General features: G+C 68.2%; 27 protein-coding genes and 1 pseudogene. 21 read left to right on the top strand and 7 right to left on the bottom strand.

Annotation, left to right across the window (positions count from 1 at the left end; genetic code table 11):
- Window positions 1–112: 112 nt before the first annotated feature.
- Entirely contained in the window at window positions 113–748 is a 636-nt protein-coding gene (locus AC5Y7E_RS00140) for a TetR/AcrR family transcriptional regulator (RefSeq protein ID WP_064950964.1), read from the top strand.
- On the opposite strand, the gene AC5Y7E_RS00135 is transcribed toward AC5Y7E_RS00140, so the two are convergent.
- A complete protein-coding gene (locus AC5Y7E_RS00135; protein ID WP_499917599.1) occupies window positions 745–1,635 on the bottom strand; it encodes an alpha/beta hydrolase in 891 nt (296 codons plus the stop codon). The two genes, AC5Y7E_RS00140 and AC5Y7E_RS00135, sit on opposite strands and share 4 nt — an antisense overlap.
- A gap of 110 nt (window positions 1,636–1,745) precedes the next feature.
- Between AC5Y7E_RS00135 and AC5Y7E_RS00130 the strand changes: the two genes are divergently transcribed.
- The 3 genes from AC5Y7E_RS00130 to AC5Y7E_RS00120 all read left to right on the top strand — a co-directional run bounded on the left by AC5Y7E_RS00130 (window position 1,746) and on the right by AC5Y7E_RS00120 (window position 5,041).
- Window positions 1,746–2,846: an NAD(P)H-dependent amine dehydrogenase family protein gene (locus tag AC5Y7E_RS00130; protein ID WP_499917600.1), complete on the top strand. Its 1,101-nt coding sequence runs from the start codon at window positions 1,746–1,748 to the stop codon at window positions 2,844–2,846.
- Between the two features lie 17 nt (window positions 2,847–2,863).
- Window positions 2,864–3,604, top strand: a complete 741-nt coding sequence (locus tag AC5Y7E_RS00125; protein ID WP_499917601.1) for a glucose 1-dehydrogenase — start codon at window positions 2,864–2,866, stop codon at window positions 3,602–3,604.
- 96 nt (window positions 3,605–3,700) lie between these two features.
- Window positions 3,701–5,041: an FAD-binding oxidoreductase gene (locus tag AC5Y7E_RS00120; protein ID WP_499947083.1), complete on the top strand. Its 1,341-nt coding sequence runs from the start codon at window positions 3,701–3,703 to the stop codon at window positions 5,039–5,041.
- Here AC5Y7E_RS00120 and AC5Y7E_RS00115 read toward each other — a convergent pair.
- From AC5Y7E_RS00115 to AC5Y7E_RS00105, 3 genes are read right to left on the bottom strand one after another with little or no spacing between them, the layout of a single operon-like run.
- Window positions 5,038–5,583: a TetR/AcrR family transcriptional regulator gene (locus AC5Y7E_RS00115; RefSeq protein WP_499917603.1), complete on the bottom strand. Its 546-nt coding sequence runs from the start codon at window positions 5,581–5,583 to the stop codon at window positions 5,038–5,040. The genes AC5Y7E_RS00120 and AC5Y7E_RS00115 overlap by 4 nt on opposite strands.
- Before the next feature lie 52 nt (window positions 5,584–5,635).
- Window positions 5,636–6,469, bottom strand: coding sequence for a thioesterase family protein (locus tag AC5Y7E_RS00110; protein ID WP_499917604.1), 834 nt, complete (start codon window positions 6,467–6,469; stop codon window positions 5,636–5,638).
- A 14-nt stretch (window positions 6,470–6,483) separates the two neighbouring features.
- A complete protein-coding gene (locus AC5Y7E_RS00105) occupies window positions 6,484–7,302 on the bottom strand; it encodes an SMP-30/gluconolactonase/LRE family protein (RefSeq protein ID WP_499917605.1) in 819 nt (272 codons plus the stop codon).
- A 287-nt stretch (window positions 7,303–7,589) separates the two neighbouring features.
- Between AC5Y7E_RS00105 and AC5Y7E_RS00100 the strand changes: the two genes are divergently transcribed.
- From AC5Y7E_RS00100 to AC5Y7E_RS00090, 3 genes are read left to right on the top strand one after another with little or no spacing between them, the layout of a single operon-like run.
- Window positions 7,590–8,480: an acyl-CoA thioesterase gene (locus AC5Y7E_RS00100; RefSeq protein ID WP_499917606.1), complete on the top strand. Its 891-nt coding sequence runs from the start codon at window positions 7,590–7,592 to the stop codon at window positions 8,478–8,480.
- Window positions 8,481–8,484: 4 nt separating this feature from the next.
- A complete protein-coding gene (locus tag AC5Y7E_RS00095) occupies window positions 8,485–9,405 on the top strand; it encodes an LLM class F420-dependent oxidoreductase (RefSeq protein ID WP_499917607.1) in 921 nt (306 codons plus the stop codon).
- 13 nt (window positions 9,406–9,418) lie between these two features.
- Window positions 9,419–10,600, top strand: coding sequence for an acyl-CoA dehydrogenase family protein (locus tag AC5Y7E_RS00090; protein ID WP_499917608.1), 1,182 nt, complete (start codon window positions 9,419–9,421; stop codon window positions 10,598–10,600).
- Here AC5Y7E_RS00090 and AC5Y7E_RS00085 read toward each other — a convergent pair.
- Complete coding sequence (locus AC5Y7E_RS00085) at window positions 10,584–11,270, bottom strand: DUF427 domain-containing protein (RefSeq protein WP_499917609.1); 687 nt, start codon at window positions 11,268–11,270, stop codon at window positions 10,584–10,586. The two genes, AC5Y7E_RS00090 and AC5Y7E_RS00085, sit on opposite strands and share 17 nt — an antisense overlap.
- A gap of 126 nt (window positions 11,271–11,396) precedes the next feature.
- Here AC5Y7E_RS00085 and AC5Y7E_RS00080 point away from each other — a divergent pair, with 126 nt between their 5' ends.
- The 8 genes from AC5Y7E_RS00080 (at window position 11,397) to AC5Y7E_RS00045 (ending at window position 18,706) form a co-directional block, all read left to right on the top strand.
- Entirely contained in the window at window positions 11,397–12,566 is a 1,170-nt protein-coding gene (locus tag AC5Y7E_RS00080; protein WP_499917610.1) for a CaiB/BaiF CoA transferase family protein, read from the top strand.
- Between the two features lie 138 nt (window positions 12,567–12,704).
- The gene (locus tag AC5Y7E_RS00075) at window positions 12,705–13,268 is read left to right on the top strand and encodes a hypothetical protein (protein ID WP_499917611.1); all 564 of its coding nucleotides are present in this window, start codon (window positions 12,705–12,707) and stop codon (window positions 13,266–13,268) included.
- A gap of 4 nt (window positions 13,269–13,272) precedes the next feature.
- On the top strand, window positions 13,273–13,977 hold the full coding sequence (locus AC5Y7E_RS00070; RefSeq protein WP_499917612.1) for an NIPSNAP family protein: 705 nt from the start codon (window positions 13,273–13,275) through the stop codon (window positions 13,975–13,977).
- A 23-nt stretch (window positions 13,978–14,000) separates the two neighbouring features.
- Window positions 14,001–15,215 carry a cytochrome P450 gene (locus tag AC5Y7E_RS00065; protein ID WP_499917693.1) on the top strand — a complete coding sequence of 405 codons (1,215 nt, stop codon included), beginning with the start codon at window positions 14,001–14,003 and terminating at the stop codon, window positions 15,213–15,215.
- 1 nt (window position 15,216) lies between these two features.
- Window positions 15,217–16,191, top strand: a complete 975-nt coding sequence (locus AC5Y7E_RS00060; RefSeq protein WP_499917613.1) for a zinc-binding dehydrogenase — start codon at window positions 15,217–15,219, stop codon at window positions 16,189–16,191.
- Window positions 16,188–16,940, top strand: a complete 753-nt coding sequence (locus tag AC5Y7E_RS00055) for an HpcH/HpaI aldolase family protein (protein ID WP_499917614.1) — start codon at window positions 16,188–16,190, stop codon at window positions 16,938–16,940. The genes AC5Y7E_RS00060 and AC5Y7E_RS00055 overlap by 4 nt, the downstream gene beginning before the upstream one ends.
- Before the next feature lie 70 nt (window positions 16,941–17,010).
- Window positions 17,011–17,739: an SDR family NAD(P)-dependent oxidoreductase gene (locus tag AC5Y7E_RS00050; RefSeq protein ID WP_499917615.1), complete on the top strand. Its 729-nt coding sequence runs from the start codon at window positions 17,011–17,013 to the stop codon at window positions 17,737–17,739.
- 28 nt (window positions 17,740–17,767) lie between these two features.
- Window positions 17,768–18,706, top strand: coding sequence for an alpha/beta hydrolase (locus AC5Y7E_RS00045; protein ID WP_499917616.1), 939 nt, complete (start codon window positions 17,768–17,770; stop codon window positions 18,704–18,706).
- On the opposite strand, the gene AC5Y7E_RS00040 is transcribed toward AC5Y7E_RS00045, so the two are convergent.
- Window positions 18,703–19,827, bottom strand: a complete 1,125-nt coding sequence (locus AC5Y7E_RS00040) for an alcohol dehydrogenase catalytic domain-containing protein (RefSeq protein ID WP_499917617.1) — start codon at window positions 19,825–19,827, stop codon at window positions 18,703–18,705. The genes AC5Y7E_RS00045 and AC5Y7E_RS00040 overlap by 4 nt on opposite strands.
- 14 nt (window positions 19,828–19,841) lie before the next feature.
- Between AC5Y7E_RS00040 and AC5Y7E_RS00035 the strand changes: the two genes are divergently transcribed.
- Entirely contained in the window at window positions 19,842–20,327 is a 486-nt protein-coding gene (locus AC5Y7E_RS00035; protein ID WP_499917618.1) for an acyl-CoA thioesterase, read from the top strand.
- Between the two features lie 83 nt (window positions 20,328–20,410).
- Complete coding sequence (locus AC5Y7E_RS00030; protein ID WP_499917619.1) at window positions 20,411–20,851, top strand: SRPBCC family protein; 441 nt, start codon at window positions 20,411–20,413, stop codon at window positions 20,849–20,851.
- Here AC5Y7E_RS00030 and AC5Y7E_RS00025 read toward each other — a convergent pair.
- The gene (locus AC5Y7E_RS00025; protein ID WP_499917620.1) at window positions 20,848–21,528 is read right to left on the bottom strand and encodes a GntR family transcriptional regulator; all 681 of its coding nucleotides are present in this window, start codon (window positions 21,526–21,528) and stop codon (window positions 20,848–20,850) included. The two genes, AC5Y7E_RS00030 and AC5Y7E_RS00025, sit on opposite strands and share 4 nt — an antisense overlap.
- A gap of 183 nt (window positions 21,529–21,711) precedes the next feature.
- Between AC5Y7E_RS00025 and fadD5 the strand changes: the two genes are divergently transcribed.
- The 4 genes and pseudogenes from fadD5 to AC5Y7E_RS00005 all read left to right on the top strand — a co-directional run.
- Window positions 21,712–23,307, top strand: coding sequence for a fatty-acid--CoA ligase FadD5 (gene fadD5, locus AC5Y7E_RS00020; protein ID WP_499917621.1), 1,596 nt, complete (start codon window positions 21,712–21,714; stop codon window positions 23,305–23,307).
- A 293-nt stretch (window positions 23,308–23,600) separates the two neighbouring features.
- Window positions 23,601–24,416 carry an MlaE family ABC transporter permease gene (locus AC5Y7E_RS00015; RefSeq protein WP_499917622.1) on the top strand — a complete coding sequence of 272 codons (816 nt, stop codon included), beginning with the start codon at window positions 23,601–23,603 and terminating at the stop codon, window positions 24,414–24,416.
- Between the two features lies 1 nt (window position 24,417).
- Complete coding sequence (locus AC5Y7E_RS00010; protein WP_499917623.1) at window positions 24,418–25,287, top strand: MlaE family ABC transporter permease; 870 nt, start codon at window positions 24,418–24,420, stop codon at window positions 25,285–25,287.
- Window positions 25,288–25,292: 5 nt separating this feature from the next.
- Window positions 25,293–25,490, top strand: a pseudogene (locus AC5Y7E_RS00005) (MCE-family protein MCE1A); the annotation flags it as partial.

The following is a 25,490-nucleotide window of genomic DNA, read 5'->3' as shown; positions in this document are numbered from 1 at the left end:
ATACGCGTGCGCGTGACACCCGGCGTTTTGCATAAACTGTCCAACCAGTTGATTGATAGATATTCTGGCCGCACCCGCCCTGGCCTGGCCATACCGACGATAGTGAGAACAGATGCCCACCGACAGCATCACCCCGAATGGGCTAACCCGGCGCGAAGAGCTGCTTGCGGTCGCCACCAAGCTGTTTGCTGCGCGCGGCTATCACGGCACCCGGATGGACGACGTGGCCGACGTGATCGGCTTGAACAAGGCGACCGTCTACCACTACTACGCCAGCAAGTCGCTGATTCTGTTCGACATCTACCGCCAGGCCGCCGAGGGCACGCTGGCCGCCGTGCACGACGACCCGTCCTGGACGGCGCGCGAGGCTCTCTACCAGTACACGGTTCGGCTGCTCACCGGCATCGCCAGCGATCCGGAACGGGCCGCGGTGTACTTCCAGGAGCAGCCGTACATCACCGAGTGGTTCACCAGCGAGCAGGTCGCCGAGGTGCGGGAGAAGGAAGCCCAGGTCTACCACCACGTGCACGGCCTGATCGACCGCGGGATCGCCAACGGCGAGTTCTATCCGTGCGACTCACACGTGCTGGCGCTGGGCTACATCGGCATGACGCTGGGCAGCTACCGCTGGCTGCGGCCCAGCGGCCGGCGCTCGGCCAAGGAGATCGCCGCCGAGTTCAGCACCGCGCTGCTGCGGGGGCTGATCCGCGACGAAGCCATCCGCACGACGTCTCCGCTCGGGCCTTAAGCGCGCAGGTGCTTGTCGAGGAACGCGAGCTGGTCGGCGACGACGCGTTCGAAGGCCTCGTCGACGTAGATCGCGAAATGCCCCTCGGGGTACAGCCTGACCTCGCCGCGGGGCGCCTTGGCGGCGTGGCGCAGCGTCGCCGCCGCGGGCGCCACTGAGTCGGCCTCGCACACGCAGAACAAGATCGGGCAGCTGATCTTGGGCGTGGCGCGGCCGGGGCGATAGGTGAAGACCTGCAACGCGATTCGCGCGGCGACCTGGTTGCGCATTTCGATCCCGTCGGGCACCAACCGCAGGTAGCCGGCATACGCGTCGGGCGTGTTCATCAGCGCGACCTCGCCGGGCCTGCCGGCCGTCGCGACCAGCACCGGCGGCCTGCCCAGCCGGCTTGCGAGCACGTCGCGCACCGCCCGCGCGGTGATGCGCGCGGTGATCAGCGGGTTGCCGATGGTGCGTGCCGACGCGAGGCCGTCGGTGAAGGGGCATTGGGCGACGGCCGCGGCGATACCCGGCTGTCGCGCCGCGGTGGCGATGACGTGACCGCCCGCAAAAGAGGTGCCCCACAACCCGATTCGATCGTGGTCGATTCCCTGGATGGTGCGGGCAAAGGCGACGGCCGCGGCCCAGTCGGCGAGCTGCATGCCGACGTCGAGGACCTGACGGGGCAAGCCCTCGCTATCGCCGAAGTTGCGATAGTCGAACACCAGGCACGCATAGCCGGCCGCGCTGAAGCGTTCGGCGTACGCGTCCAGTCGCATGCTTCGCACGGCGCCCAGACCGTGCGCCATCACCAGCAGCGGCACGGGCCCGCTGGCCGCGGGCCGGTAGAGCCAGGCGCTGATCAGGTCGTCGCCGGACGGGAACCGAATGTCTTCACGCTGTGTCATCAGCGATTGATTCTGCCTGGACGATCGCGATCAGTCAGCCAGGTATGCGCTCCCGAATTAATGGACTAGTGTCTAGAAAAGTCTGAGCGCTCAACGGACGGAGACTCACAATGGCGATCCGCGTCGCGCACGTCGGTACCGGCAATGTCGGAGGGCTGGCCCTCGCCGAACTCATCACCAACCCCCAGTTCGAATTGGCCGGGGTGTGCGTCTCCACGCCCGAGAAGGTAGGGAGGGACGCCGGCGAATTGTGCGGCGTCGGTTTGGACGCCGGCGTCGTCACGGGCGTCGCGGCCGTCGATGACCTGGACGCGATCATCGCCGCCAAGCCCGACTGCGTCGTGTACTGCGCGATGGGTGACACCCGGCTGCCCGAGGCGATGGCCGATGTCATGCGCATCCTGGCCGCCGGCATCAACGTCGTCGGGTCGTCACCCGGGCTGCTGCAGTTCCCGTGGGGTGTCATGCCGGACAAGTACATCGCCCGCGTGGAAGACGCTGCCAGGCAAGGTAATTCGAGCATCTTCGTCAGCGGCGTCGACCCCGGATTTGCCAACGACCTGATCCCGTTCGCGCTCGCCGGCACCTGTCAGCGCATCGAGCAAGTGCGCTGCATGGAGATTCACGACTACGCGTCGTACAACGGCACCGAGGTCATGGACTACATGGGGTTCGCCAAGCCTATGGACGAGATCCCGATGCTGCTGCAGCCGGGCATCCTCAGCATCGCCTGGGGTACCGCGATCCGGCAGCTGGCTGCCGGCCTCGGCATCGAGGTCGACGAGATCACCGAGTCCTACCAGCGCGAGCCCGCACCCGAGGATTTCGACATCGCGGTGGGGCACGTGGCCAAGGGCACCGTGGCCGTGCTGCAGTTCGAGATTCGCGGCATGGTCAAGGGCCACCCGGCCATCGTCATCGAGCACGTCACCCGGTTGCGCCCGGACCTGCGTCCAGACCTGCCCCAGCCCGCCTCCGGCGACGGCTCGTACCGCGTCGAGATCACCGGCGAGCCGTCATACGCCGTCGACATCGTTCCCAGCAGCCGCAAGGGCGATCACAACCATGCGGCGATCGCGGGCGCCGCGGGCCGCGTCGTCAACGCCATTCCCGCGGTGATCGCGGCGCCGCCGGGCATCCGGACCACGCTTGATCTGCCGCTGGTAACGGGCAAAAGCCTTTACGCACCAAGCACTTTGGTGACCACCTGAATCGAAAGGAGACCCGCGTGGGTCGGGTAGACGGCAAGGTAGCGCTGATCAGTGGTGCCGCTGGCGGTATGGGCGCCGAAGACGCACGGCTGCTAGTCGAGGAGGGCGCCAAGGTCGTGATCGGCGACATCCTGGACGACCAGGGCAAGGCACTGGCCGACGAGATCGGCGAATCCGCGCGCTACGTGCACCTCGATGTCACCCAGCCCGACCAGTGGGACGCCGCTGTCGCCACCGCGGTCGGCGAATTCGGCAAGCTCAACGTGCTGGTCAACAATGCCGGCACCGTGGCGCTCGGCCCGCTGAAGAGCTTCGATCTGGCCAAGTGGCAGAAGGTGATTGACGTCAACCTGACGGGGACGTTCCTGGGCATGCGGGCATCGGTTGAGCCGATGATCGCGGCCGGCGGCGGCTCGATCATCAACGTGTCGTCCATCGAGGGCCTGCGCGGGGCGCCCATGGTGCATCCCTACGTCGCGTCGAAGTGGGGCGTGCGCGGGTTGGCGAAGTCGGCGGCGTTGGAGCTGGCGCCGCACAACATTCGGGTGAACTCGGTGCACCCGGGGTTCATCCGCACCCCGATGACCGCCCACCTGCCCGAGGACATGGTGACGATCCCGCTCGGACGTCCGGGTGAGGTCCGGGAAGTCGCGACGTTCGTGCTTTTCCTGGCCAGCGACGAGTCGTCGTACTCCACGGGCAGCGAGTACGTGATGGACGGCGGCCTGGTCACCGACGTGAATCACAAGGAGTTCTAACGCAGGGCGGGCTGTTTGACGCCGAGCGTGCACTCACTGCGACAATCGGGTTTGTTTTCCGCCGTCAGTGCACGTTCGGCGTAGGGGATGGTGTAGATGCTGCGCAGCCTGGCGGGCCTGGTCGGATCGAATCACGTCGTCACCGATCCCGACGTGCTGACGGCGCGCAGCGTCGACCACACCGGCCGCTACCGCGGTAAGGCGAGCGCGCTGGTGCGGCCCGGCACGGCCGAGCAGGTGGCCGAGGTGTTGCGGGTGTGCCGCGACGCCGGCGCGCACGTGACGGTGCAGGGCGGCCGGACCTCGTTGGTGGCCGGCACCGTCCCCGAGCACGACGACGTGTTGTTGTCCACCGAGCGGCTGCACGCCGTCGGCGACGTCGACACCGTCGAACGCCGCATCGAGGCCGGCGCCGGGGCCACGCTGGCCGCGGTGCAACGGGCCGCCGCCGCAGCGGGTTTGGTGTTCGGCGTGGATCTGGCGGCCCGGGACACCGCGACGGTCGGCGGCATGGCGTCGACGAACGCCGGCGGCCTGCGCACGGTCCGCTACGGCAACATGGGCGAGCAGGTGGTCGGCGTCCAGGTGGCGCTGCCCGACGGCACGCTGCTGCGCCGCCACAGCCGGGTGCGCCGCGACAACACCGGCTACGACCTGCCGGCGCTGTTCGTGGGCGCCGAGGGCACGCTGGGCGTCATCACCGAGCTGGACCTGCGGCTACACGCCACCCCGTCGCACCGGGTGACGGCGATCTGCGGGTTCGCCGACCTCGACGCGCTGGTGGCCGCCGGGCGCACCTTCCGCGATGCGGACGGCATAGCGGCACTGGAATTGATCGACGGCCGCGCCGCCGCGCTGACCGCCGAGCACCGCGGTGTCGGCGCCCCGGTCGCCGGCGACTGGCTGCTGCTGGTCGAGCTGGCCGCCGATCACGACCAGACCGAACGGCTCGCCGGCCTGCTCGACGACGTGCCGATGTGCGCCGATCCCGCGGTCGGCGTGGATCTTGCTGCGCAGCAACGGTTGTGGCAGGTGCGCGAATCGCTGGCCGAGGTGCTCGGTGTGTACGGGCCACCGCTGAAATTCGATGTGTCGCTGCCACTGTCGGCGGTCAGCGAATTCGAAAGACACGCAATCGATTTGGTTCACACACATGCCCCCGACGCACTGCCGGTGCTGTTCGGCCACGTCGGCGAGGGCAACCTGCACCTGAACGTGTTGCGCTGCCCGGCCGATCGCGAGCGGGCGCTGTACGAGCCGATGATGGAACTCATCGCGCGATCCGGCGGCAACGTCAGCTCCGAACACGGCGTCGGCAGCCGCAAGCGGCCCTACCTCGCCATGTCCCGCGGACCCGCCGACATCGCCGCGATGCGCACGGTCAAGGCCGCGCTGGACCCGACCGGCTACCTCAACGCCGCGGTGTTGTTCGACTAACTCCCCTTGATCCCCACCGCGTGCCGCAGCTGCGCCAGAAACTGGTCGGCGTCATCGCTGCGCACGATGTAGTGCGATATCGCAATCCGGATGACCGTCGCCGCTTTGACCGCCGCGTTGGGTCCGGGCAAATGGCGTTGCAGGCCCTCGCGCATCTGCGGGATGACCCAGGAGAACTGGGCGATGGTGTGCTCGGGCTCGACGTCGACCATGCGCACCCCGGAGTACGAATGCTGGTATTCGACGATGAACCGCAGCACGGCGTCGAGCTTGTCCACGCCCTTCAACCCCGCGGTGGCCTTCACCAATCCGCTTTCGAAGATCTGGCGCTCGTAGGCCGAAAACGCCGACAGCAACTCCTCTTTGGATGCGAACCAGCGATACAGCGTGGGGCGGGAGACCCCGGCCTGGGTGGCGACGTCGGACAGGCTGAGCTTGGTCTTGCCGTTACGGCCGAGCACCTCGGCGGTGGCCGCCAGGATGCGCTGACGCGTCGAGGTGTCGTTATCGGCGATCGTCGTCGCCCGGACCGGCTGGCTCATGATTCAGACTTTTCGCAGTGTCGCCGAGGTGTCATGGTCATCCGCTCCCACGTTAGGCCCGAGGCGGGCGCCGGCGCACCAGCACCGACTGCTGGATGGCGCCGACCGCGCCCTGCTCGTCGAACAACGTGCCGATGGTCGTCCCGATGCCGTCCGGCCCGTAGCTGGTCTGCGCCCGAATGCCGATCCAGTCCCCATCCGGCACGCGAAACACGTGCACCGCCAGATCGGTGTTGAGGAACGTCCACTTGGTGATGTCCAACTTGCTGCCGATGCCGTTCGCGCAGTCGGCCACCGCGAACAGCCGTTCCAGCTGCGTCATGGATTCGCCGTTGACCAGGTCCACGGTCGGGTTAATCCACGATTCGCCCGGGCCCTCGCTGAGCGGCTCGGTCAGCCACAGCCACTCCAGGCTGTGCACGTAGTTACGGTCCCAGTCCCGGGCCTTGAGGTTGCGGTTGAAGGCCTCGGCCCGGGGCCGCGGCAGCGGCGCCGCCGCGTGCGCCAGGGACTGCGTGTCCTGGTGCTGCAGCCGCCATCCGGTGGCGCGCGCTACCGGCCGTGGGGTGCCGTCGGGCCCCGGGGCCAGCATCTCGGCGCTGAGCAATTCGATCTGCTTGCCGGGGCGTTGCACCTCAGCGCGCACCCACAAATCGCCCTCGGCCGGGACCCCGCCCAGCAGGTCGATGACGACGCGGGACAGGCGGGTGTCGTCGCGCTGATCGCACCGCTCCAGCGCCCGGACCAGCAGCGCCGACACCGGGCCGCCATGCTGAATGGCCGCCGACCAGGTACCGCGGGCCAGGTCGGTCGCCCGGAACTTCTCGCCCAGCGCGGCGTCGGCGTCGCCGACAGGGTCCATCAGCTCGTAATAGGCGTCGGTCATCGTCAACCTCTCGGTCAGGGCAGGCCGGCGCCGGGAGTGGTCACCGTGACGGCATCCAGCCGGGAAAGCCGGGTGCCGATCAGGCGCTGAGGATATGCCTCCGTACTCGACAACAGAAACAGGGTGCGGCGTTGCGGACCGCCGAGGGCGCAGGCGATGGCCACCCGGTCGCCCATGTCGATGCGGTCGGTCACGGTGCCGTCCGCCACGATCCGCTCGAACTGGTGCGCCAACGTCATGGATGTCCACACCCCGCCATCGGCGTCCAGCGCGATGCCGTCGGGCGGCCCGTCCAGTCCGTCGGCGAAGACGCGGCGCTCGGACAGTGCGCCGGCGTCGCCGATGGAAAACGCCGTCAGCCGCCGGGCCGTCGACTCGGCGACGATCAGCGTCCCGCGGTCCGGGGTGATCGCCATGCCGTTGGGGAAGTCGAGGTCGTCGGCCACGACGGTGGCGCCGTCGTCGGGATCCAGCGCAATGATGACCCCACCGCGCAGCGCCTGGCAGCCGATGTAAGCGCGGCCGGCGTCGTCGATGACCATGTCGCCCAGGGCGGCCGGCGCGACGTCGGCGAGATCGGCGATGGTGACGACGGTTTCGCCGTCATAGCGCAGCACCTGGCGGTCTTCGGTCGAGGCGATCAGCAGCGACCCGTCGGGCCGGAAGCCCAGGCCCGACGGTGAGTGCCCGGGCAGCGGCAGTGTGGTCAGCGATCCGCCCATGGTCGCGGTGTGGACGGCTTCGCCCAGCATGTCGGAGAACCACAACAGGCCCTCGAACCAGCGCGGGCCCTCGCCGAAGCAGAATCCGTTGGCCAACGGCTCGGGAATCATTCGTCCCGGCCTTCGGCAAATCGGACGGCTTTACAAAACACCGAAAAAGTGTCACGCACCGCAGGTACCGGTGTCAATCTGCCGATAGCGCGAGCTGGCGCGCCACCCCCGCCTGGCGCGTGAACGCGGTTCCCGGAGTAGTGGCGGCAATGCCCAATTGCGTTGCCGCCCCACGCATCCGGTCGTTTGACCACTCGGCTGGGCCGCCGTCTGTTAGCCAACCTTTACAAATCCTACGCAAAGTGTCACGCTGAGCGCTGAGCCGCGAGCGCGAGAGGGTGAAGTGGGTGACGAAGGCGTCTGAGGAAACCGAGCAGACCGAGTGGACCGTGCAGGGCCTGCTGGATCTGTTCGACGTGCAGGGCGACGGGCAAGACCGATTCACCGGCCAGACCGGCATCGCCGTGGGCGACGAACGCCAGGTGGTGGAGGGCACCCAGGTGCTCGCGCAGGCGATCGTCGCTGTGGCGAAGCGATTTCCGGACAAGTCGGTGCGCTCGGCTCATGCGGTCTTCTCGCGGGCGATCACCGTCGGCCCGCCCATCGAGCTGGTTCTCGACGTGGTGTCCGAAGGCCGCTCCACGGCCACCGCGGTGGTCGCCGTGCACCAGAACGGCCGGCGCTGCCTGAGCATCACCGTGCTGGCCGACGTCCCGACCGACGACGTCATCCGGCACCACCTGCCGCGCCCCGAGGTCGCCGCCCCGGCGGACGCGCACCCCTCACCGATGCCGATGGTCGGTCGCGAGCTGCGCCTGGTCGACGTGGTCGACGTCAACAGCCCCGACGAGGTCGGCCCGCCGGAGCTCTACGCCTGGTTGCACTACGACCCGATCCCGACCCGTGACGAGTTGGCCAAGGCGCTGCTCGCGTACTTCACCGGCCATCTGGGCATCTCGACCACCATGCGCGCGCACGAGGGCATCGGCACCGCCCAGGCGCACCTGACCGTGTCGACCGCACCGATGAGCATCTCGGTCGCCTTCCACGAACCGGTGGACTGGACCGGGTGGCTGCTCTACACACACGAGAGCACCCAGGTCGGCGCGGGCATGTCGTACGTGCGCGGCACCGTGCACGCGCAAGAGGGTGAGCTGCTGGCCTCGTTCGCCCAGGAGGCGCTGATCCGCCCGCTGCGCACCAGCGACACGGCGATCGACTCGCGCGCGCGGTTCTAAGGCCATGCGGTTCACCATCACCCACCCGATGCACAGCCATCCGTACAACCCGGAGCTGGTCAGTGGGGACGGTATCGGCAAGGTGGCCGCGGCGACCGAGGCGGCCGGGATCCACGGCTTCGGCTTCACCGATCACCCGGCGCCCTCGCAGCGATGGCTGGAGGCCGGCGGGCACGACGCGTTGGACCCCTTTGTCGCCCTGGGTTTCGCGGCGGCCACCACGTCCACGCTGCGGCTGATTCCCAACATCGTGGTGCTGCCGTACCGAAACCCGTTCGTGGTGGCCAAGGCCGGCGCCACCCTGGACCTGCTCTCCGGCGGGCGGTTCACGCTCGCGGTGGGCGTGGGCTACCTCAAGCGCGAGTTCGCGGCGCTGGGGGTCAGCTTCGACGAGCGCGCCGAGCTGTTCGAGGAATCCCTACAGGTGATCCGGGCCATCTGGACCGGCGACGATATCTCGTTCGAGGGCAAGCATTTCAGCGCGCGGGGCATCACCGCGCACCCCCGCCCGATCAGCGATCCGCACCCGCCGCTCTGGATCGGCGGCAACACGTCCTCTTCGCGGCAACGGGTGGCCCAGTACGGCGACGGCTGGTGCCCGTTCCCCGCGCCGCCGCAGCTGGCCCAGACGGCCGGCACCGCCGTCATCGACTCACCGCAGAAGCTCGCCGACGGCATCGACGATCTGCGGCGCAGATGCGATGCGGCCCAGCGGGATTGGTCTGCCATCGACATCACCTTCACCAACTTCGAGGGCGGCAGCCCCGCGAGTGACGACTTCAACGCCGACGCCTACCTCGAGGGCCTGGACAAGCTGGCGAAGCTGGGCGTGACGTGGGTCAGCATTCACCTGCCCGGCGACAGCATGACGCACGCGCTCGAGACCCTCGACCGGTTCCGCAGCCTGGTCGTCGACGCGGCGTGATCAGAGGCGTCACATGGACTTCTCCCGTGTAGTGCTCTCGCCCGAGGATCAGGACTTCTTCGACCGGACTCGGGCGTTCATCGCCGAACACGTCACCGACGAAGTGCGGCGGCGCGATCGAGAGACCGGCGAAAACTTCAGTGAGCCAGTGCATTTGGCTTTGGGCAAAGAGGGCTACCTGACGTCGGACTATCAGCTGGAGTCCGAGGGGGGATTCGATCCGGTGCGGCGGCGGATCTTCCACCTAGAGATCGGTCGCGCGCACACGCCGTGGTTTCACTGGGGCACCACGGCGACAGTCGCGCGGTTGGTCGAACAATTCGGGGCGCCCGAACTCGCCGACGCGATCCTGCCGGGGGTGTTGTCCGGCGAAATCCGACTGTGCCTGGGCTACACCGAGCCCGAGGGTGGCTCCGACGTCGCCACCTGCAAGACCCGAGCCGTGCGCGAGGCGGACGAATCGAGCTGGATCATCAACGGCTCCAAGATGTTCACCTCGAACGCGCAGAACGCCCAGTACGTCTTCCTGCTCACCAACACCGATCCGCAGGGCCGCAAACACAAGAACCTCACCATGTTCCTGGTGCCGCTGGATTCGCCGGGCATCGAGATCCAGGGCATTCGCACGCTCGACGGCGACCGCACCAACATCGTGTATTACAGCGACGTACGGGTCGCCGATCTCTATCGGATCGGCGAGGTCAACGGCGGCTGGACGGTGATGCGGTTCGCCCTCGACGCGGAACACGGCATCACCGAAACCGAAGACCATGGCCTGCAGAACATTTCGATGTTGTCAGAGCATGGCCACCTGATGGCCGAGGCGGCCGATGGAGTGGCAGCCGTCCTGTCGAAGCCCGATGCGGCCGGGCGGCGCCCGATCGATGACGATGCGACGAAATACCGGCTCGGGCGCAACATGGCCCGGATCGAGGCGGCCATGTCGACCCCCGGGATGTACGGGCGGGTAGCGCTCATCCAGACGATGCGGGAGGCCTCCCAGGAGTTGATGGACCTGCTGGGTACGGCATCGACATTGCCTACGGATACAACGGGTTCCGCGGATAATGGTGCCATCGAGTTCATCTTCCGGCACGGCGTGCCCGCCGGCATCTACGGCGGCACGATGGAGGTGTTCCGCAACATGATCGCCCAGCACGAGCTGGGTCTCGGTCGCCCTAGCTACGGTCGCTGACCGGCAGCTCGGCCATCACCTCGGCGCGCGTGTCGTCAAAACTGAGGAATCCCTTGATGGGCAGGCTTTCCGGCGGCGGGCCGGGATAGCTCCAGGCGACGTCCTCGACAACCCGGTCGCGGGAGACGAACGACCAGTACGTCGCAACCCCTTTGTAATTGCAATAACTCGACGTCTCGGAGCGCCGCAGCAGATCGGTGCGCACGTGTGCCGGATCGACGTAGAGCCGCGGGGCGAGCGCGGTCTCGAAGAGGATGACGGTGTCGTCGGTGTCCACCAGCGTCGTCCCGTCGGCGCGGACGCGCAGGCGGCGTTGCGTCGGACGGCAGTCGACGCGGTGATAGGGATTGGGCGGATAGTGCACGAGTTTGCGCCCCTCTTCCAGCCAGGTGTCGACCGCGTCCCAGGGCACCTGGACGAAACCGGGCGCCGCGGGTTCCGGCTCGCCGGGTAGGTCGCCTACCTCGTCGGCCGCGAAGGCGTAGCTCAGCGGCCGGCCGCGCCGGTGCACCATCAGCGCCCGCTCGGTGTCGATCACCACGCGGCCGTCCCTGACTGCCTGCACGCGCCGGGGATGCGGTTCGACGTAGACGACGTCGTCGGGTATCGCGGGCGAGAAGCGTCCCGCGGGATCGCCGCTGAGCGGACCACGCCCGGCCACCAGACTCATGTGCGCAAGCCTAAGGCCGCTGAACGTCACGCTAGCGTGGCACTCGGTATGCGGCGTTGCGCTGGCGTGTCCCCCCAGAAGTGGGTGGTACCCCCAGCTCGGATAGCAGAGAGCGGGAACTTACCCATGGCGGGACCGGTAGCAGGCGTCAAAGTCGTCGAACTCGGGGTCTGGGTGGCCGGCCCGGCCGCCGGCGGCATCCTCGCGGACTGGGGCGCCGACGTGATCAAGATCGAGCCGCCGGCCGGTGATCCGGCGCGCATGTTCGGCCGGATGCTGGGCTGCGATTTGGGCTTGAACCCGCCGTTCGAGATGGACAACCGGTCCAAGCGCAGCGTCGTGCTGGATCTCGGGACCGACGACGGCCGCGCCACCGCATTCGAATTGCTTGCTGAGGCAGACGTTTTCCTGACCAATGTGCGGCCCGGCGCGCTACGGCGCCTCGGCCTGGACTTCGAGGCGGTGTCGGCGACCAATCCGCGTCTGGTCTACGGGCTCATCACCGGGTACGGCGAGGACGGGCCCGACGCCGACCGCGCCGCCTTCGACGTCGCCGCCTTCTGGTCCCGGGCCGGGGTGGCCCACCTGCTCACCCGCCCCGGCGACACGCCCCCGTTTCAGCGTGGCGGCATGGGCGACCACTCCGCCGGGATGACGATGGCCGCGGCCGTATGCGCGGCCCTGCTCGCGCGCGAACGGACCGGGACGGGTCAGCTGGTGACCACCTCGCTCTACCGGCAGGGTGCCTACACCGTCAGCTTCGACCTCAACACCTATCTGATGAGCGGACAGCCGATCGCGATCGGGCAGCGCGAAACCATGGGCAATCCGTGCATGAACAACTATGCCGCGGCCGACGGCCGGCGGTTCTGGATCGTCGGTCTGGAGGCCGAGCGGCATTGGCCGGCGCTGTGCCGGGCGGTGGGCCGGCCCGAGTGGCGCGGCGATCCCCGATTCGCCGATGCCCGTTCCCGCGCCGTCAACTCGACCGAGCTGATCGCCGCTTTGGATGACATCTTCGCGACGCGCCCCCTCGACGAATGGGCGGAGGTGTTCGCCGGCGAACCGGACTTCTTCTGGTCACCGATCAACTCCCTCGAGGACGTCGTCGCCGACGAGCAGTTCCACGCCGCGGGCGGCATCGTCGACGTCCCCGACGGCGAAGCCGCCGTGCCGATGGTTGCCACACCGGCGGATTTTCACGGGACTCCGTGGGCACCGCGTTCTGCGGCACCGGAACTCGGGCAACACACCGCGGAAGTGCTGGCCGACCTCAAGGCCCGCCGCGGGTCCTGACGGGCCGGCGGTAGCTTTACAAATTCCGCAAGAAGTGTCACCCTGTCCGGTGAGTCGCATCGGCCCGCGCGTGACGCGGCTCCAGCCCAAGACAAGCGCTTGTGACCCGCCAGCGAACTGGTGGTGAGGAATGGATCGATGGTCGCTCCCACGTTCGACATCAGCAAGAGCGGCGCTGCGGAAGCAGCCCGCGCAACCGGCGAGGGTCTGCGTTACCGGCTCGACGTGGTCGCGGCCAGCGCCGCGGATGTCGTGCAGTCGGCCGGCGGTTGGCTCTACGACCGGGCCATGGCCGGTTGGGAGGTGACCGTGCTGCTCCCGCGGGGCTGCGATACCCGGTCGCTGCGCATCCTGGGGGTGCGGGCGGCGGACCTCGAGCCCGAGCTTGCCGGCGTGTGCGCGGGCTCGACGAGCCTGGCCGTTAGCGCTCAGGCGTTCACCGCCGACGCCCGGGTGCGTGAGGCCGTGCTCGAGTCACTGGACAACCCGCTGATCGAGGTCGCCCTCTGGGGTGAGGGATGGCCCCTGGGGGTGAACCGTGCGACGACGCGTGCGCAGCATCTACTCAGCGGCGCGGCCCGCATGTTCAAGAGCTATGCGCTTGCGGCGGCGGGCATTCCGGGCGCGACGGTCGATGCCACCGAGATGTTGCTGTGCGACGTGGGCTTGGGGGCCGCCTCAGAGCTGATCCGGCTCGACTAGCCCGATGAAGAAATACTTCGGACACACCCTGCTCTACTTGCACGAGACGATTTCGCTGGGCTCCGGGCGCAGCGACCTGTTCACCGAGATCTTCGCCGACACCTATCAACCGATGATGGAGCAACTCGGCGCTCGGCTGTTCGCGATTTGGGAGTCCACGCCGTACAACGGTCACTGGCCCCAGGTGACGGTCATCTGGGAGATCGACGGCTTCGCCGACTACGCCAGGATCGGGGCCGCGCAGGCCCGCGGCGGCAGCCACGAGGCCGCATCCGGCAAATGGGCGGCGTTCCTGGCTGACGTCGGCGCTTCGGGGGAGGGCCGCATCATGTACCCCGGGCCCAGCAACAAGACGCTCGCCCAGCTGCGCGAAGCCAATTTCACCGCGCCGCTGGTGATCCAAGAGATCATGCAGACCAAACCGGGACGCCAGGACGACTACATCCGCGAACTGGAGCGGCTCTACGTTCCGTGGTCGGAACGGACCGGCAAGCGCTGGCTCGGATCGTTCACCACGACCTTCCGCTACAACGAAGTGATCCACTACTGGGCGCTGGACGGCGGCTGGGACTGCTTCGCCGAGCACTATCCGTCCTGGAAGGAGAGCCCACCGGCCGAGATCGTCACGTGGATGAGCGTGGCGCCCGCGTTGCGTGACGGCTGGGAGGATTCCATTCTGCAGGCCCTCCCGCCATCGCCGCTGCAGTGACGGAGCGGCTGAACGCCTTGACCATGAACGACTTTCGGTATGACCCGTTCGACGCGGCGGTGATGGCGAACCCATTGCCGTACTACAAGACCCTGCGCGACCACCACCCCGTGTACTACATGCCGCAGTGGGACACGTTCGCGCTGTCACGCTTCGAGGACATCTGGACGGTGCTGGAAGTCAACAACGGCACGTTCGTCGCCTCGGAAGGCACGCTGCCGCCGGCATCGGTTCTGGCCCAGCACAACAGCGGGCCGGTCGCCGACCCGCCCCTGCACCCACTGCCGTTTCACGCCATGTTCGACGCGGACCTCTACGGCGAGATCCGGCGCACCCACTCGCGGCCGTTTCGGCCGCGATCGGTCACCGACCTGGAGGGCCGGATCCGCGCGTTGGCGAACCAACGCCTCGACGCGCTGCTCCCGGGCGGTGCGTTCGACCTGACCCAGGACTATGGCGGAATCGTGGTGGCCGCGATCGTCTGCGAATTATGCGGTATTCCAACCGATCTCGCGCCGCAAGTCCTCGCCACCGTCAACGCCGGCAGCCTCGCTCAGCCGGGCGTCGGTGTGGACACCGGCCAGGCGCGGCCCAACTATTTCGAATACCTGCTGCCCGCGGTCGCGCGCCGCCGCGCCGATTCGTCCGGGACACCACTGGACGTGGTCGACGGCCTGCTGGGCTATCACCTGCCCGACGGCAGCGCGCTCGACGACATGGAAGTCGCGACCCAGATGCTGTGCATCTTCATCGGGGGAACCGAGACGGTGCCCAAAATCGTCGCCCACGGCCTCTGGGAGCTCAGCCGGCGGCCCGAGCAGCTGGCCGCCGTACGCGCCGACCTGGAAAACAACGTGCTCGTCGCGCGCGACGAGATGATCCGATTCTGTGCGCCCGCACAGTGGTTCGCGCGCACGGTGCGCAAGCCCTTCGAGATTCACGGCGAAACCCTGAGTCCGGGCCAGCGCGTCATCACCCTGCTCGCCTCGGCCAACCGCGACGAGCGGGAGTACCCCGAGCCCGACGAATTCATCTGGGACCGGCCCATCCACCGCTCGCTGGCATTCGGCCGCGGCCAGCACTTCTGCATCGGATATCACCTGGCGCGGCTGGAAGTGGCTGTGCTGCTGGCCGAATGGCTTCGCCGGGTGCCCGACTACGCGATCCAGGCCGACTCGGCCACCCGGCTGCCGTCCAGCTTCCAATGGGGCTGGAACAACATTCCGGTGGAGGTCTGACGTGTGGTCCTATCGGATCATCGCCCCGTATCTGTTCGAGCGCACCACGATCGACGACAAGACCCCCGAGTGCCTGGCCGACGGGCAGGTGCTGTTGCGGTTTTCGGCCGCGGGCGTTTGCGGCAGCGATCTGCCGGCCTTCCGCGGCGCCCGCGGACGGATCCCGGGTGACGACGGCCGAAGCGGTCCCGAGAAAGATGGCTTCCCCATCCACGAGGTCGCCGGCGAGGTGATCGCCAGCCGGCACCCCGCCCACCGCCCCGGCGATCAGGTGGTCGGCTGGGCCTCCGGATTCGACGGCATGATGGAACGCATCGTCAGCGACGGCGACGGACTGGCGTCCTACGATCCGGCGCTGACCCCCGCCCAGGCGGTCGGGCTGCAACCGCTGGCCTGCGTCCTCTACGCCTGCGAACAGCTCGGCGACCTGGCCGGCCGGCACGTCGCGATCATCGGCCAAGGGTCCATCGGGCTGTTGTTCTCCTATGTCGCCAAGGCGGCGGGGGCGCGACGCGTCACCGGCGTCGACCCGATCGAACGCCACGGCCTGGCAGAGGCTTTCGGGGTCGACGACCCGGTGCGCGCCACCAGCGACCGCTGGGTGAGCCAGCTCGAGGGCGCGGACCGCGCGGACGTCGTCATCGAGGCCGTCGGCCATCAGGTCGCCACCCTGAACCACGCCATCGACGCCGCCGCCCCCGGCGGCACCGTGTTTTATTTCGGCGTCGCCGATGACGAAATGTATCCGATCAGCATGCGGGCGATGCTACGCAACAACCTGACTCTGAAATCCGGTGTGACACTGGACCGCCGGCGGATGCTGGAGCTTGCCGGCAAGTTCGCCGCCGAGCACCCCCGGCTGCTGGGCGCCTACCTCACCCACACCTACGGCGTCGACCAGGTGCAGGACGCCTTCGAACTGGCCTGCCGGCCGGTCGCCGAACGCATCAAGATCGCCATCGCCGGTGCGCCATGACTTCGCCGAGCAATTTACAGCAGGCGCTGAGCCGCAAAGCCCCGATATTCGGCGGCTGGATCACCGGCCCAACGGAACTGGGGCCGGAGGAATTCGCCCGCGCCGGTTACGATTACGTCGGCTTCGACGCGCAACACGGCTACCTCGACGACGCCGACATCGCGCGCATCCTGCGCCGCATCGAGCACGTGCCCGTCGCCACGGTGGTCCGCCTGCCCAACGCCGACGCGGCGCCGATCGGGCGGGTGCTCGACGCGGGTGCGGACGCCGTCGTCATCGCGATGATCGAGTCGGCGGACCAGGCCGCCGCGGCGGTGGCCGCCACCCGCTACCCGCCGCGGGGCGTGCGCAGCTTCGGTCCGCTGCGCGCCAGCCTGGGGCTCGACCCCGCCGCCCACGAGTCGCGGGCCGGCGTGTTCGCGATGATCGAGACCGCGGCCGCGCTCTCCGGCATCCACGACATCTGCGCCGTCGACGACCTGACCGGAATCTACGTCGGCCCAGCCGATCTGGCCATTTCGCTGGGCGCCGGTGTCGTCGGCGCCACCCGGCATCCGGAGGTGCTCGACGCGATCGTGCGCATCCATCGGGCGGCGTCGGACGCGGGTCTGGTCACCGGCATTCACGCCGGGGATGGCAAGACGGGTCACGCCATGGCACAGTTGGGATTCGGCATGATCACCCTGGCGGCCGAGTCACAGGCGCTGCGGCGCGGCGCCGCGGAGCACCTGCGCGAGGCCACGCGATGACGGACGACGAGGCGCGGCGCCGCTGCGCCACCTGCGCCGGATCGGCCGACAGTCGCGAGGTGAGCCCAGCATGAATCAACGCGTCGCACTGGTGACCGGCGCCGCCGGCGGACAAGGCTGGGCCATCGCCAAACGCCTGCGCGACAAAGGCTTTTCGGTGGCCGCGTGCGACCTGCGGGCAGCCGAACTGCTCACCGCCGTCGGCGAAGCGCACGACGAAGACCTGATCGCCCTCGAGCTCGACGTGACCGCATCCGAGCAGTGGGACTCGGTGGTCGCCGAGGTCGCCGGTCGCTTCGGCTCGCTGAGCACGCTGGTCAACTGCGCGGGTGTGCTACACCGGGCCTCGCTGAGCGCGGAGACACCCGCCGGCTTCGAAACCGCCTGGCGGGTCAACTGTCTGGGCCCGTTCCTCGGGATGCGCGCAGCGCTGGAGCAGCTACGCACGGCGCCGAATGCCTCGATCGTCAACATCTGCAGCACCGGCGCCATCCGCCCCTTCCCGCAGCACAGCGCCTACGGGTCATCGAAGTGGGCGTTGCGCGGGCTCACCCAGACCGCCGCGGCCGAGCTCGCCCCCTCCGGCATCCGGGTCAACGCCGTCTTCCCCGGGCCGATCGCCACCACGATGCTCGACGACGCCACCCAGGCGCGGCTGGCCGGGGCGTCCATGTTCGGGCGGATCGGCGAGGCCGGTGAGGTTGCCGACGCGGTGGCCTTCCTGGTGTCCGACGAAGCATCGTTCATCACCGGCTCCGAACTCGTCATCGACGGTGGGCAATGCCTGCAGATCCGCTGAAGGTCGGCAGCGGCGCCGGCGGCGCGCGGTGACACAGCTGGACGGGGCCGATCGGCTCGATCCCGCGTTGCGTGACGTCGTTACGACGCGGACCGAGTTTACGCTGGCCGCAATACAACTCGCGCGTGAGCCGTTCAACGAACGCCGCCGGGTGACCGCCGGGCAGACCAATGCGTCCGGGGTGGGGATCGTCGAGGATCGCGTGCCGACGGAATTCGGCGGTGTCAGGGTGCGCATCTATCGCGGTGGGCCCGACGACGGGGCGCCGGGCGTGGTGTACTGCCACGCCGGCGGATTCGCGCTGGGCAACCTGGACACCGATCACCGCCAATGCGTGGAGCTTTCGCGACGCGGCCGCTGCACGGTGCTGTCGGTGGACTACCGGCTCGCCCCCGAGCACCCGTTCCCGGCGGCCCTCGAGGATGCGGGCGCCGTGCTGCGGTGGGTGGCCGCGAACGCGGGGGACCTGGGAGTGGACCCGGGGCGCCTGGCCGTCGCGGGCAGCAGCGCCGGCGCCGCCGTGGCCGCGGGCCTGGCGCAGCGGGCCGCCGACGAGAAACTGCCGCCGGTGGCGTTTCAGTTGCTGCACCAGCCGGTGCTCGACGATCGGGTTACCGGATCGAAGGCGCAGTTCCGCACCAGCCCGGCGTTCGACGGCGAGGCCGCCGAATTGATGTGGCGCCACTACCTGGGGCCGGCCGGCGCGTCGGAGCTCTCGGTGCCCGCACGGCGGGGCGAATTGGCCGGACTGCCAACGGCTTTGATCACGTGCGCCGAGATCGACCCGTTCCGCGACGAGGCGATCGACTACGCGCTGCGGCTCCTGCGGGCCGGGGTCTCGACCGAACTGCACGTCTTCGCGCGCGCCTGTCACGGGTTCGATTCGCTGCTGCCAGAGTGGGCTGGCTCGCAACGACTGTTCGCGCTGCAGGGCCACGCACTATGCGGCGCGTTGCACGTTGACTAGCCGTCGAACCTGATCAGTTGACGCACGGCGGTCCCGTCGGCCAGGTTGTCCATCGCCTCGTTGATGTTCTCCAACGAAATCGTGGACGACACCAGCGATTCCACCGGCAACCTGCCCGACCGCCACAGCTCGACGAACCGGGGGATGTCCCGGCTGGGCACCGCCGAACCCAGGTAACTGCCGATCAACGACCGGCCCTCGGCCACAAAACCCAACGGCGACACGCTGATTCGTGCCGCCGGGGGCGGCAGACCCACAGTGACCGTGCGCCCGCCTGGCGCCGTCATGGCGATCGAGGTCTCCAGCGCGGCCGGATGACCGACGGCCTCGACCACCACCGCGGCCTTCACCCCGGCGTCGGTGGCCTGCTGCGGCGTGTAGGCGTCGTGGGCGCCCAGGCGCCGGGCGGCCGCCAACTTCTCCGGCAGCTGGTCGACGGCGACGACGCGGACGTCGTCATAGGTCAGCGCGGTGAGCAGCGCTGCCATGCCCACGCCCCCCAACCCGACCACCGCGACCGTCTGGCCCGGCCGCGGATGACCCACGTTGAGCACCGCGCCGCCACCGGTGAGTACCGCGCAACCCAGGAGCGCGGCGACGTCGGCCGGCACGTCGCCGGGCACCGGGACGGCGCTGGCCCGATTGACGACCGCGTGCGTCGCGAAACCGGAGACACCGAGGTGGTGATACACCGCGTGGCCGGCTCGGCTGAGCCGAATGTCGCCGCCGAGCAACGTGCCCGCGCCGTTCGCCGCGCTGCCCGATTCACACGGCGTCAGCCCCTCGGTTGCGCACGCCACGCAATGACCGCAGCGCGGCAAGAACACCAGCACCACCCGCTGGCCGACGGTCAGGTCGACCCCGCTTGATAGCGCGCCGTCACCGATCTCTTCGACGATCCCGGCGGCCTCGTGGCCCAGCAACATCGGCACCGGCCGCACCCGGTTGCCGTCGACCACGGATAGGTCCGAGTGGCAGATGCCAGCCGCCTCGACGCGGACCAGGACTTCGTCGCGGCCCGGGGGCGCGAGGTCGAGTTCGGCGACGGTGATCGGTCGCGACCGGGCGTAGGGCCGGGGCGACCCGATGTGCTCCAGTACGGCGCCTCGAATTGCAGGCATGCTGGAATACAACCATGGCGTCGGCTTCCGTGGTTCCGCCCGCACCGGACGGGCTGACCAGCAACGACTTTCCGGTGTTGTGGCCGGTCGGCACCCGGTGGGCCGACAACGACATGTTCGGCCACCTCAACAACGCCGTGTACTACCAACTATTCGACACCGCGATCAACGCCTGGATCAACACCAGCACCGGGCTGGACCCGATCACCACGCCCGCGCTGGGCATCGTCGCCGAATCGGGCTGCCGCTACTTCTCCGAGCTGCAGTTCCCGCAGCACCTCGTGGTCGGACTCGCCGTCACGCGGCTGGGCCGCAGCAGCGTCACCTACCGGCTGGGAGTGTTCCGGGCCGCCGGGAATGAGCTCGCCGAAGACAACGCCCGACCGATCACCGCGCTGGGGCACTGGGTGCACGTCTACGTCGACCGGGTCACCCGCAAGTCCGTCCCCATCCCCGACGCCGTCCGCGCCCTGCTGGCGACCGCCGCCGTCGACCAATAACCGCCTGGCAGCAGGGCTTTCGTCATCGAATCGGCCGCGACGGCACCGCACGGAGGCGCCGCCGGCCCGGCTATGCTTCGCGCATGCCAGTGATGAGCAAGACCGTCGAGGTGGACGCCGACGCCGCGTTGATCATGCGGATCGTCGGCGACTTCGAGGCCTACCCACAATGGAACGAGGAGATAAAAGGTCTCTGGGTGCTTGCCCGCTATGACGACGGGCGCCCCAGCCAGCTGCGGCTCGACACCGATTACCAGGGCATGCAGAGCATGTTCATCCAGGCCGTGTACTACCCCGGGGAAAACCAGATTCAGACCGTCCTGCAGCAGGGCGACCTCTTCACCAAGCAGGAGCAGCTGTTCAGCGTGGTTTCGATGGGGGCGTCGAGCCTGTTGACGGTGGATCTGGACGTCGAAACGTCGATGCCGGTGCCGGCGCCGATGGTGAAGCAACTCCTCAACAACGTGCTCGACCATCTGGCCGAAAGCCTGAAGCAGCGCGCCGAGCAGCTGGCCTCGAGCTAGTCGAAGATTCCGGTGCGGTCGCGCATCTCGGCCAGGCGGGTCGCCGCATCGGTGAACTGCCACACGGTGTGTTCGATCACCGCGCTGGTGTCGCGCCGGCGCAGCGCACCGATCAGCTGGCGGTGGTTGTCGACGGCGGCCTCTCCCCAATGGGGGTCGGCGGCGTAGACCAGCACCGGCATGTAGCGCGCGGCGTTGAGCAGGAACCAGGCCAGCTTGATCCGCCCGCTCGCCTGGTTGAAGACGCGATGGAACGCGAACTCGATGCCCGCGATGGTCTCGGCGTCGCCGGACCCGACGGCCGCGGCGAGCGAGTCGTTGATGCGGTCCAACTCGTCGATCTCGGCCTCGGTGATGTGGTCGGTGGCCGCCGCCGCCAGCTCGCGCGCGATCGATGCCTGCAGCCAGAAGATGTCCTCGATGTCCTGCCGGGTCAAGGGCAGTACGACGTGGCCGCGGTGCGGTTCGAGCTGCACCATGCCCTCGCCGCGCAGCTTGAGCAGGGCTTCACGCACCGGGGTGACGCTGACCCCGAGCTGGGCCGCGGTCTCGTCCAGCCGGATGAACGTCCCCGGCCGCAACGAGCCGGACATGATCGCGGCCCGCAGACGCCCGGCCACCTCGTCGGACAACTGCGCCCGACGCAGCGGCCGCCGACTCCTCGGCTGCATTGACATCGGTGCGTTCACGGGGGCTGCCAGGGCTTTCGTGGGCTTGGCGGGACGGGGTTTAAGTTTTGACGGGCGTTAACGGGGACTTGTCAGTGGACCGTCAACGCCATAGTGTGACCCACACAACACCAAGTTTTATCAAATATCAACCTGGCGCAAGCGGTGCGCGAGTGAAGGGGAGTGCTTAGTTTGACCGCGCAATTGGCGAACCATCCGACACAGGCGGACGAGCAGCCGTACCTGGCCCGTCGACAGAACTGGGTGAACCAGTTGGAACGCCACGCGCTGATGCAGCCGCACGCGGCGGCGCTGCGGTTCCTGGGCAAAACCCTGACGTGGGGCGAGCTGCGCGGCCGGGTGGCGGCGCTGGCCGACGCGTTGAGCCGCCGGGGTGTCGGCTTCGGTGACCGGGTCATGATCCTCATGCTCAACCGCACCGAGTTCGTCGAGTCGGTGCTGGCCGTCAACATGCTCGGCGCCATCGCGGTCCCGCTGAACTTCCGGCTCACCCCGGCCGAAATCGCCTTCCTCGTCCAGGACTGCGAAGCGCGCGTGATCATCACGGAACCCGTGCTGGCCCCGGTGGCCACCGGAGTCCGCGACATCGAGTCACAGCTCGGCACCGTCGTGGTGGCCGGCGGTCCGACCGACGACAGCGTGCTGGGCTACGAAGACCTGATCAACGAGTCCGGGCAAGAGCACCGGCCGGTCGACATCCCCAACGACTCGCCGGCGCTGATCATGTACACCTCGGGCACGACAGGGCGGCCGAAGGGCGCCGTGCTGACCCACACCAATTTGACCGGCCAGACGATGACCGGCCTGTACACCAACGGCGCCGACATCAACAACGACGTCGGATTCATCGGGGTGCCGTTCTTCCACATCGCCGGGATCGGCAACATGCTGACCGGGGTGCTGCTCGGCATCCCGACGGTGATCTACCCGCTCGGCGCGTTCGAGCCCGGACAGCTGCTCGACGTGCTCGCCGCGGAGAAGGTCACCGGCATCTTTCTGGTGCCCGCCCAATGGCAGGCGGTCTGCGCCGAACAGCAGGCGCGCCCGCGTGACCTGAAATTGCGGGTGATCTCCTGGGGCGCCGCGCCGGCACCCGACGCGTTGCTGCGCGAGATGTCGGCGAGATTCCCCGGCACCCAGATACTGGCCGCGTTCGGCCAGACGGAGATGTCGCCGGTCACGTGCATGTTGCTGGGCGAGGACGCCATTCGTAAACGCGGCTCGGTCGGCAAGGTGATACCCACCGTGGCCGCCCGCGTCGTGGACGAAAACATGAACGACGTGCCGATCGGTGAAGTCGGCGAAATCGTTTATCGCGCACCAACTTTGATGAGCGGATACTGGAACAACCCCGAGGCCACGGCGGAAGCCTTCGCCGGTGGCTGGTTCCACTCGGGCGATCTCGTCCGCATGGACTCCGAGGGCTATGTGTGGGTGGTCGACCGCAAGAAGGACATGATCATCTCCGGTGGCGAGAACATCTACTGCGCCGAGGTGGAAAACGTCCTCGCCAGCCACCCGGCGATCGTCGAAGTCGCCGTGATCGGCCGGGCCCACGACAAGTGGGGTGAGGTGCCCATCGCGGTGGCCGCTGTCGCCGACGACAATTTGCGGCTCGATCAACTCGATGAGTTTTTGACCGAGCGGCTGGCGAGATACAAGCATCCCAAGGCGCTCGAGATCGTCGACGCCCTGCCGCGCAACCCGGCCGGCAAGGTGCTCAAGACTGAACTGCGGGTGCGGTACGGAGTTGGACAAATCGGCTAAATCCATTCTCGGGCAAGAGGTTTTAGGAGTAGAGAAGAAAGGCGACAGGAGCTGTAACGTTTGCCAGCGGTTGGCGAAGGGTTAATTGTGCGGATGCGGTTCACACGTGCTTGGCCATCGGGTACATTCCTGTGGTCTCCGTTACTACTTGCCAGTAGGGAGCCGATGGTCACAGGCATCAAGCCGGGGCGAGTTGGGGACGACCCCAGCTACATAGCGGTGAGGGGGCGAGGCGTGCTACACGATCCGCCGCGGCGCCATACAGCGCGCGGTGACTGCCGGAGGGGGGAGCGGTGACTTCAACGTCGACTGATCGGCAAGGCCCCTACCTCGTCAGCTATGTGCGCGACCAAGCGCGGACGCCGTTGACGCTCGTCGGGGGATTCTTCCGGATGTGCGTCCTGACCGGGAAAGCGCTGTTCCGTCGGCCGTTCCAGGCGCGCGAATTCATCCTGCAGTGCTGGTTCATCATGCGGGTCGCGTTCCTGCCGACGGTCTTCGTCTCGATTCCTCTGACCGTGTTGCTGATCTTCACGCTCAACGTGCTGCTCGCTCAGTTCGGGGCCGCCGACCTGTCCGGCGCCGGCGCGGCGATCGGCGCGGTCACCCAGCTCGGCCCGCTGACCACGGTGCTGGTGGTCGCCGGCGCCGGTTCGACGGCGATCTGCGCGGACCTTGGCGCTCGCACCATCCGCGAGGAGATCGACGCGATGGAGGTGCTCGGCATCGACCCCATCCACCGCCTGGTGGTGCCCCGGGTGCTGGCCGCGACCCTGGTCGCTACGTTGCTCAACGGCCTGGTGATCACGGTCGGCCTGGTCGGTGGCTACCTGTTCGGCGTCTACTTGCAGAACGTGTCGGGCGGTGCGTACCTGGCGACCCTGACCACCATCACCGGCCTGCCCGAGGTTGTCATCGCAACGGTCAAAGCCGCTGTGTTCGGGCTGATCGCCGGCCTGGTCGGCTGCTACCGCGGCCTGACCGTGAGCGGCGGGTCCAAAGGCCTGGGCACCGCCGTCAACGAGACCGTCGTGCTCTGCGTCGTCGCGCTTTACGCCGTGAACGTGGTGCTGACGACGATCGGCGTGCGGTTCGGGACGGGACACTGACATGTCGACATCCGCGGTCTTTCGCTCCCGCTTCCCGCGGGCGGCAGAGAACCTCAACCGCTACGGCCTGGCCGCGGCCCGCGGTCTGGACGACATCGGTCAGATGGCGTGGTTCGGCACCATCGCCATCGGGCACATCCCGCACGCCCTGCGCAACTACCGCAAGGAGACCCTGCGCCTGATCGCTCAGATCGGCATGGGCACCGGCGCCATGGCGGTCATCGGTGGCACCGTCGCCATCGTCGGTTTCGTGACGTTGTCCGGTAGCTCGCTGGTCGCGATCCAGGGCTTCGCCTCGCTGGGCAACATCGGCGTCGAGGCGTTCACCGGCTTCTTCGCCGCGCTGATCAATGTGCGCATCGCCGCGCCCGTCGTCACCGGAATCGCCATGGCCGCCACGGTGGGTGCGGGTGCCACGGCGGAGCTGGGTGCGATGCGCATCAGCGAGGAGGTCGACGCCCTGGAAGTGATGGGCATCAAGTCGATCTCGTTCCTGGCGTCCACCCGCATCATGGCCGGGCTGGTGGTGATCATCCCCATCTACTCGATGGCGATCATCATGACTTTCCTGTCCCCACAGATCACGACGACGGTGATCTACGGGCAGTCCAACGGCACCTACGAGCACTACTTCCGGACGTTCCTGCGTCCCGAGGACGTGTTCTGGTCGTTCGTGGAAGCCATCCTCATCACCGCGGTGGTGATGATCACCCACTGCTTCTACGGCTACGAGGCCGGCGGCGGTCCGGTCGGCGTGGGTGAGGCCGTCGGCCGATCGATGCGCTTCTCCCTGGTGTCGGTACAGGTTGTCGTGTTGTCCGCTGCGCTGGCGCTGTATGGCGTCAACCCCAACTTCGCACTCACGGTGTAATCACCATGTCCCGACCCATTCAGACCAACGCCCCGCGGACCCCGCCGTACAAGCTGGCCGGCGTGGCGCTCCTGGTCGTCTTCGCCATCGCGCTGGCTCTGGTCTACGGGCAGTTCCGGGGCAGCTTCACCCCGAAGACATCACTGACCATGCTGGCGGCGCGGGCTGGGTTGGTGATGGATCCGGGTTCGAAGGTCACCTAC

The organism is Mycobacterium sp. NGS17 (genome assembly GCF_059813205.1).
The sequence above is the reverse complement of the archived record's forward strand: the minus strand, read 5'-3'. Positions and strand labels throughout refer to the sequence as shown.

Bases quoted from the DNA above. Each gene is read 5' to 3' on its own strand.
- AC5Y7E_RS00040 (WP_499917617.1), bottom strand. From the start codon at position 19,827: ATGCCTGCAATTCGAGGCGCCGTACTGGAGCACATCGGGTCGCCCCGG.
- AC5Y7E_RS00055 (WP_499917614.1), top strand. From the start codon at position 16,188: ATGACTTCGCCGAGCAATTTACAGCAGGCGCTGAGCCGCAAAGCCCCG.
- AC5Y7E_RS00110 (WP_499917604.1), bottom strand. From the start codon at position 6,469: ATGACCGACGCCTATTACGAGCTGATGGACCCTGTCGGCGACGCCGAC.
- AC5Y7E_RS00010 (WP_499917623.1), top strand. From the start codon at position 24,418: ATGTCGACATCCGCGGTCTTTCGCTCCCGCTTCCCGCGGGCGGCAGAG.
- AC5Y7E_RS00050 (WP_499917615.1), top strand. From the start codon at position 17,011: ATGAATCAACGCGTCGCACTGGTGACCGGCGCCGCCGGCGGACAAGGC.
- AC5Y7E_RS00135 (WP_499917599.1), bottom strand. From the start codon at position 1,635: ATGACACAGCGTGAAGACATTCGGTTCCCGTCCGGCGACGACCTGATC.
- AC5Y7E_RS00070 (WP_499917612.1), top strand. From the start codon at position 13,273: ATGAAGAAATACTTCGGACACACCCTGCTCTACTTGCACGAGACGATT.
- AC5Y7E_RS00095 (WP_499917607.1), top strand. From the start codon at position 8,485: ATGCGGTTCACCATCACCCACCCGATGCACAGCCATCCGTACAACCCG.
- AC5Y7E_RS00065 (WP_499917693.1), top strand. From the start codon at position 14,001: ATGAACGACTTTCGGTATGACCCGTTCGACGCGGCGGTGATGGCGAAC.
- AC5Y7E_RS00075 (WP_499917611.1), top strand. From the start codon at position 12,705: ATGGTCGCTCCCACGTTCGACATCAGCAAGAGCGGCGCTGCGGAAGCA.
- AC5Y7E_RS00115 (WP_499917603.1), bottom strand. From the start codon at position 5,583: ATGAGCCAGCCGGTCCGGGCGACGACGATCGCCGATAACGACACCTCG.
- AC5Y7E_RS00085 (WP_499917609.1), bottom strand. From the start codon at position 11,270: ATGAGTCTGGTGGCCGGGCGTGGTCCGCTCAGCGGCGATCCCGCGGGA.
- AC5Y7E_RS00105 (WP_499917605.1), bottom strand. From the start codon at position 7,302: ATGATTCCCGAGCCGTTGGCCAACGGATTCTGCTTCGGCGAGGGCCCG.
- AC5Y7E_RS00120 (WP_499947083.1), top strand. From the start codon at position 3,701: ATGCTGCGCAGCCTGGCGGGCCTGGTCGGATCGAATCACGTCGTCACC.
- AC5Y7E_RS00035 (WP_499917618.1), top strand. From the start codon at position 19,842: ATGGCGTCGGCTTCCGTGGTTCCGCCCGCACCGGACGGGCTGACCAGC.
- AC5Y7E_RS00080 (WP_499917610.1), top strand. From the start codon at position 11,397: ATGGCGGGACCGGTAGCAGGCGTCAAAGTCGTCGAACTCGGGGTCTGG.
- AC5Y7E_RS00030 (WP_499917619.1), top strand. From the start codon at position 20,411: ATGCCAGTGATGAGCAAGACCGTCGAGGTGGACGCCGACGCCGCGTTG.
- AC5Y7E_RS00130 (WP_499917600.1), top strand. From the start codon at position 1,746: ATGGCGATCCGCGTCGCGCACGTCGGTACCGGCAATGTCGGAGGGCTG.
- AC5Y7E_RS00140 (WP_064950964.1), top strand. From the start codon at position 113: ATGCCCACCGACAGCATCACCCCGAATGGGCTAACCCGGCGCGAAGAG.
- AC5Y7E_RS00090 (WP_499917608.1), top strand. From the start codon at position 9,419: ATGGACTTCTCCCGTGTAGTGCTCTCGCCCGAGGATCAGGACTTCTTC.
- AC5Y7E_RS00025 (WP_499917620.1), bottom strand. From the start codon at position 21,528: ATGTCAATGCAGCCGAGGAGTCGGCGGCCGCTGCGTCGGGCGCAGTTG.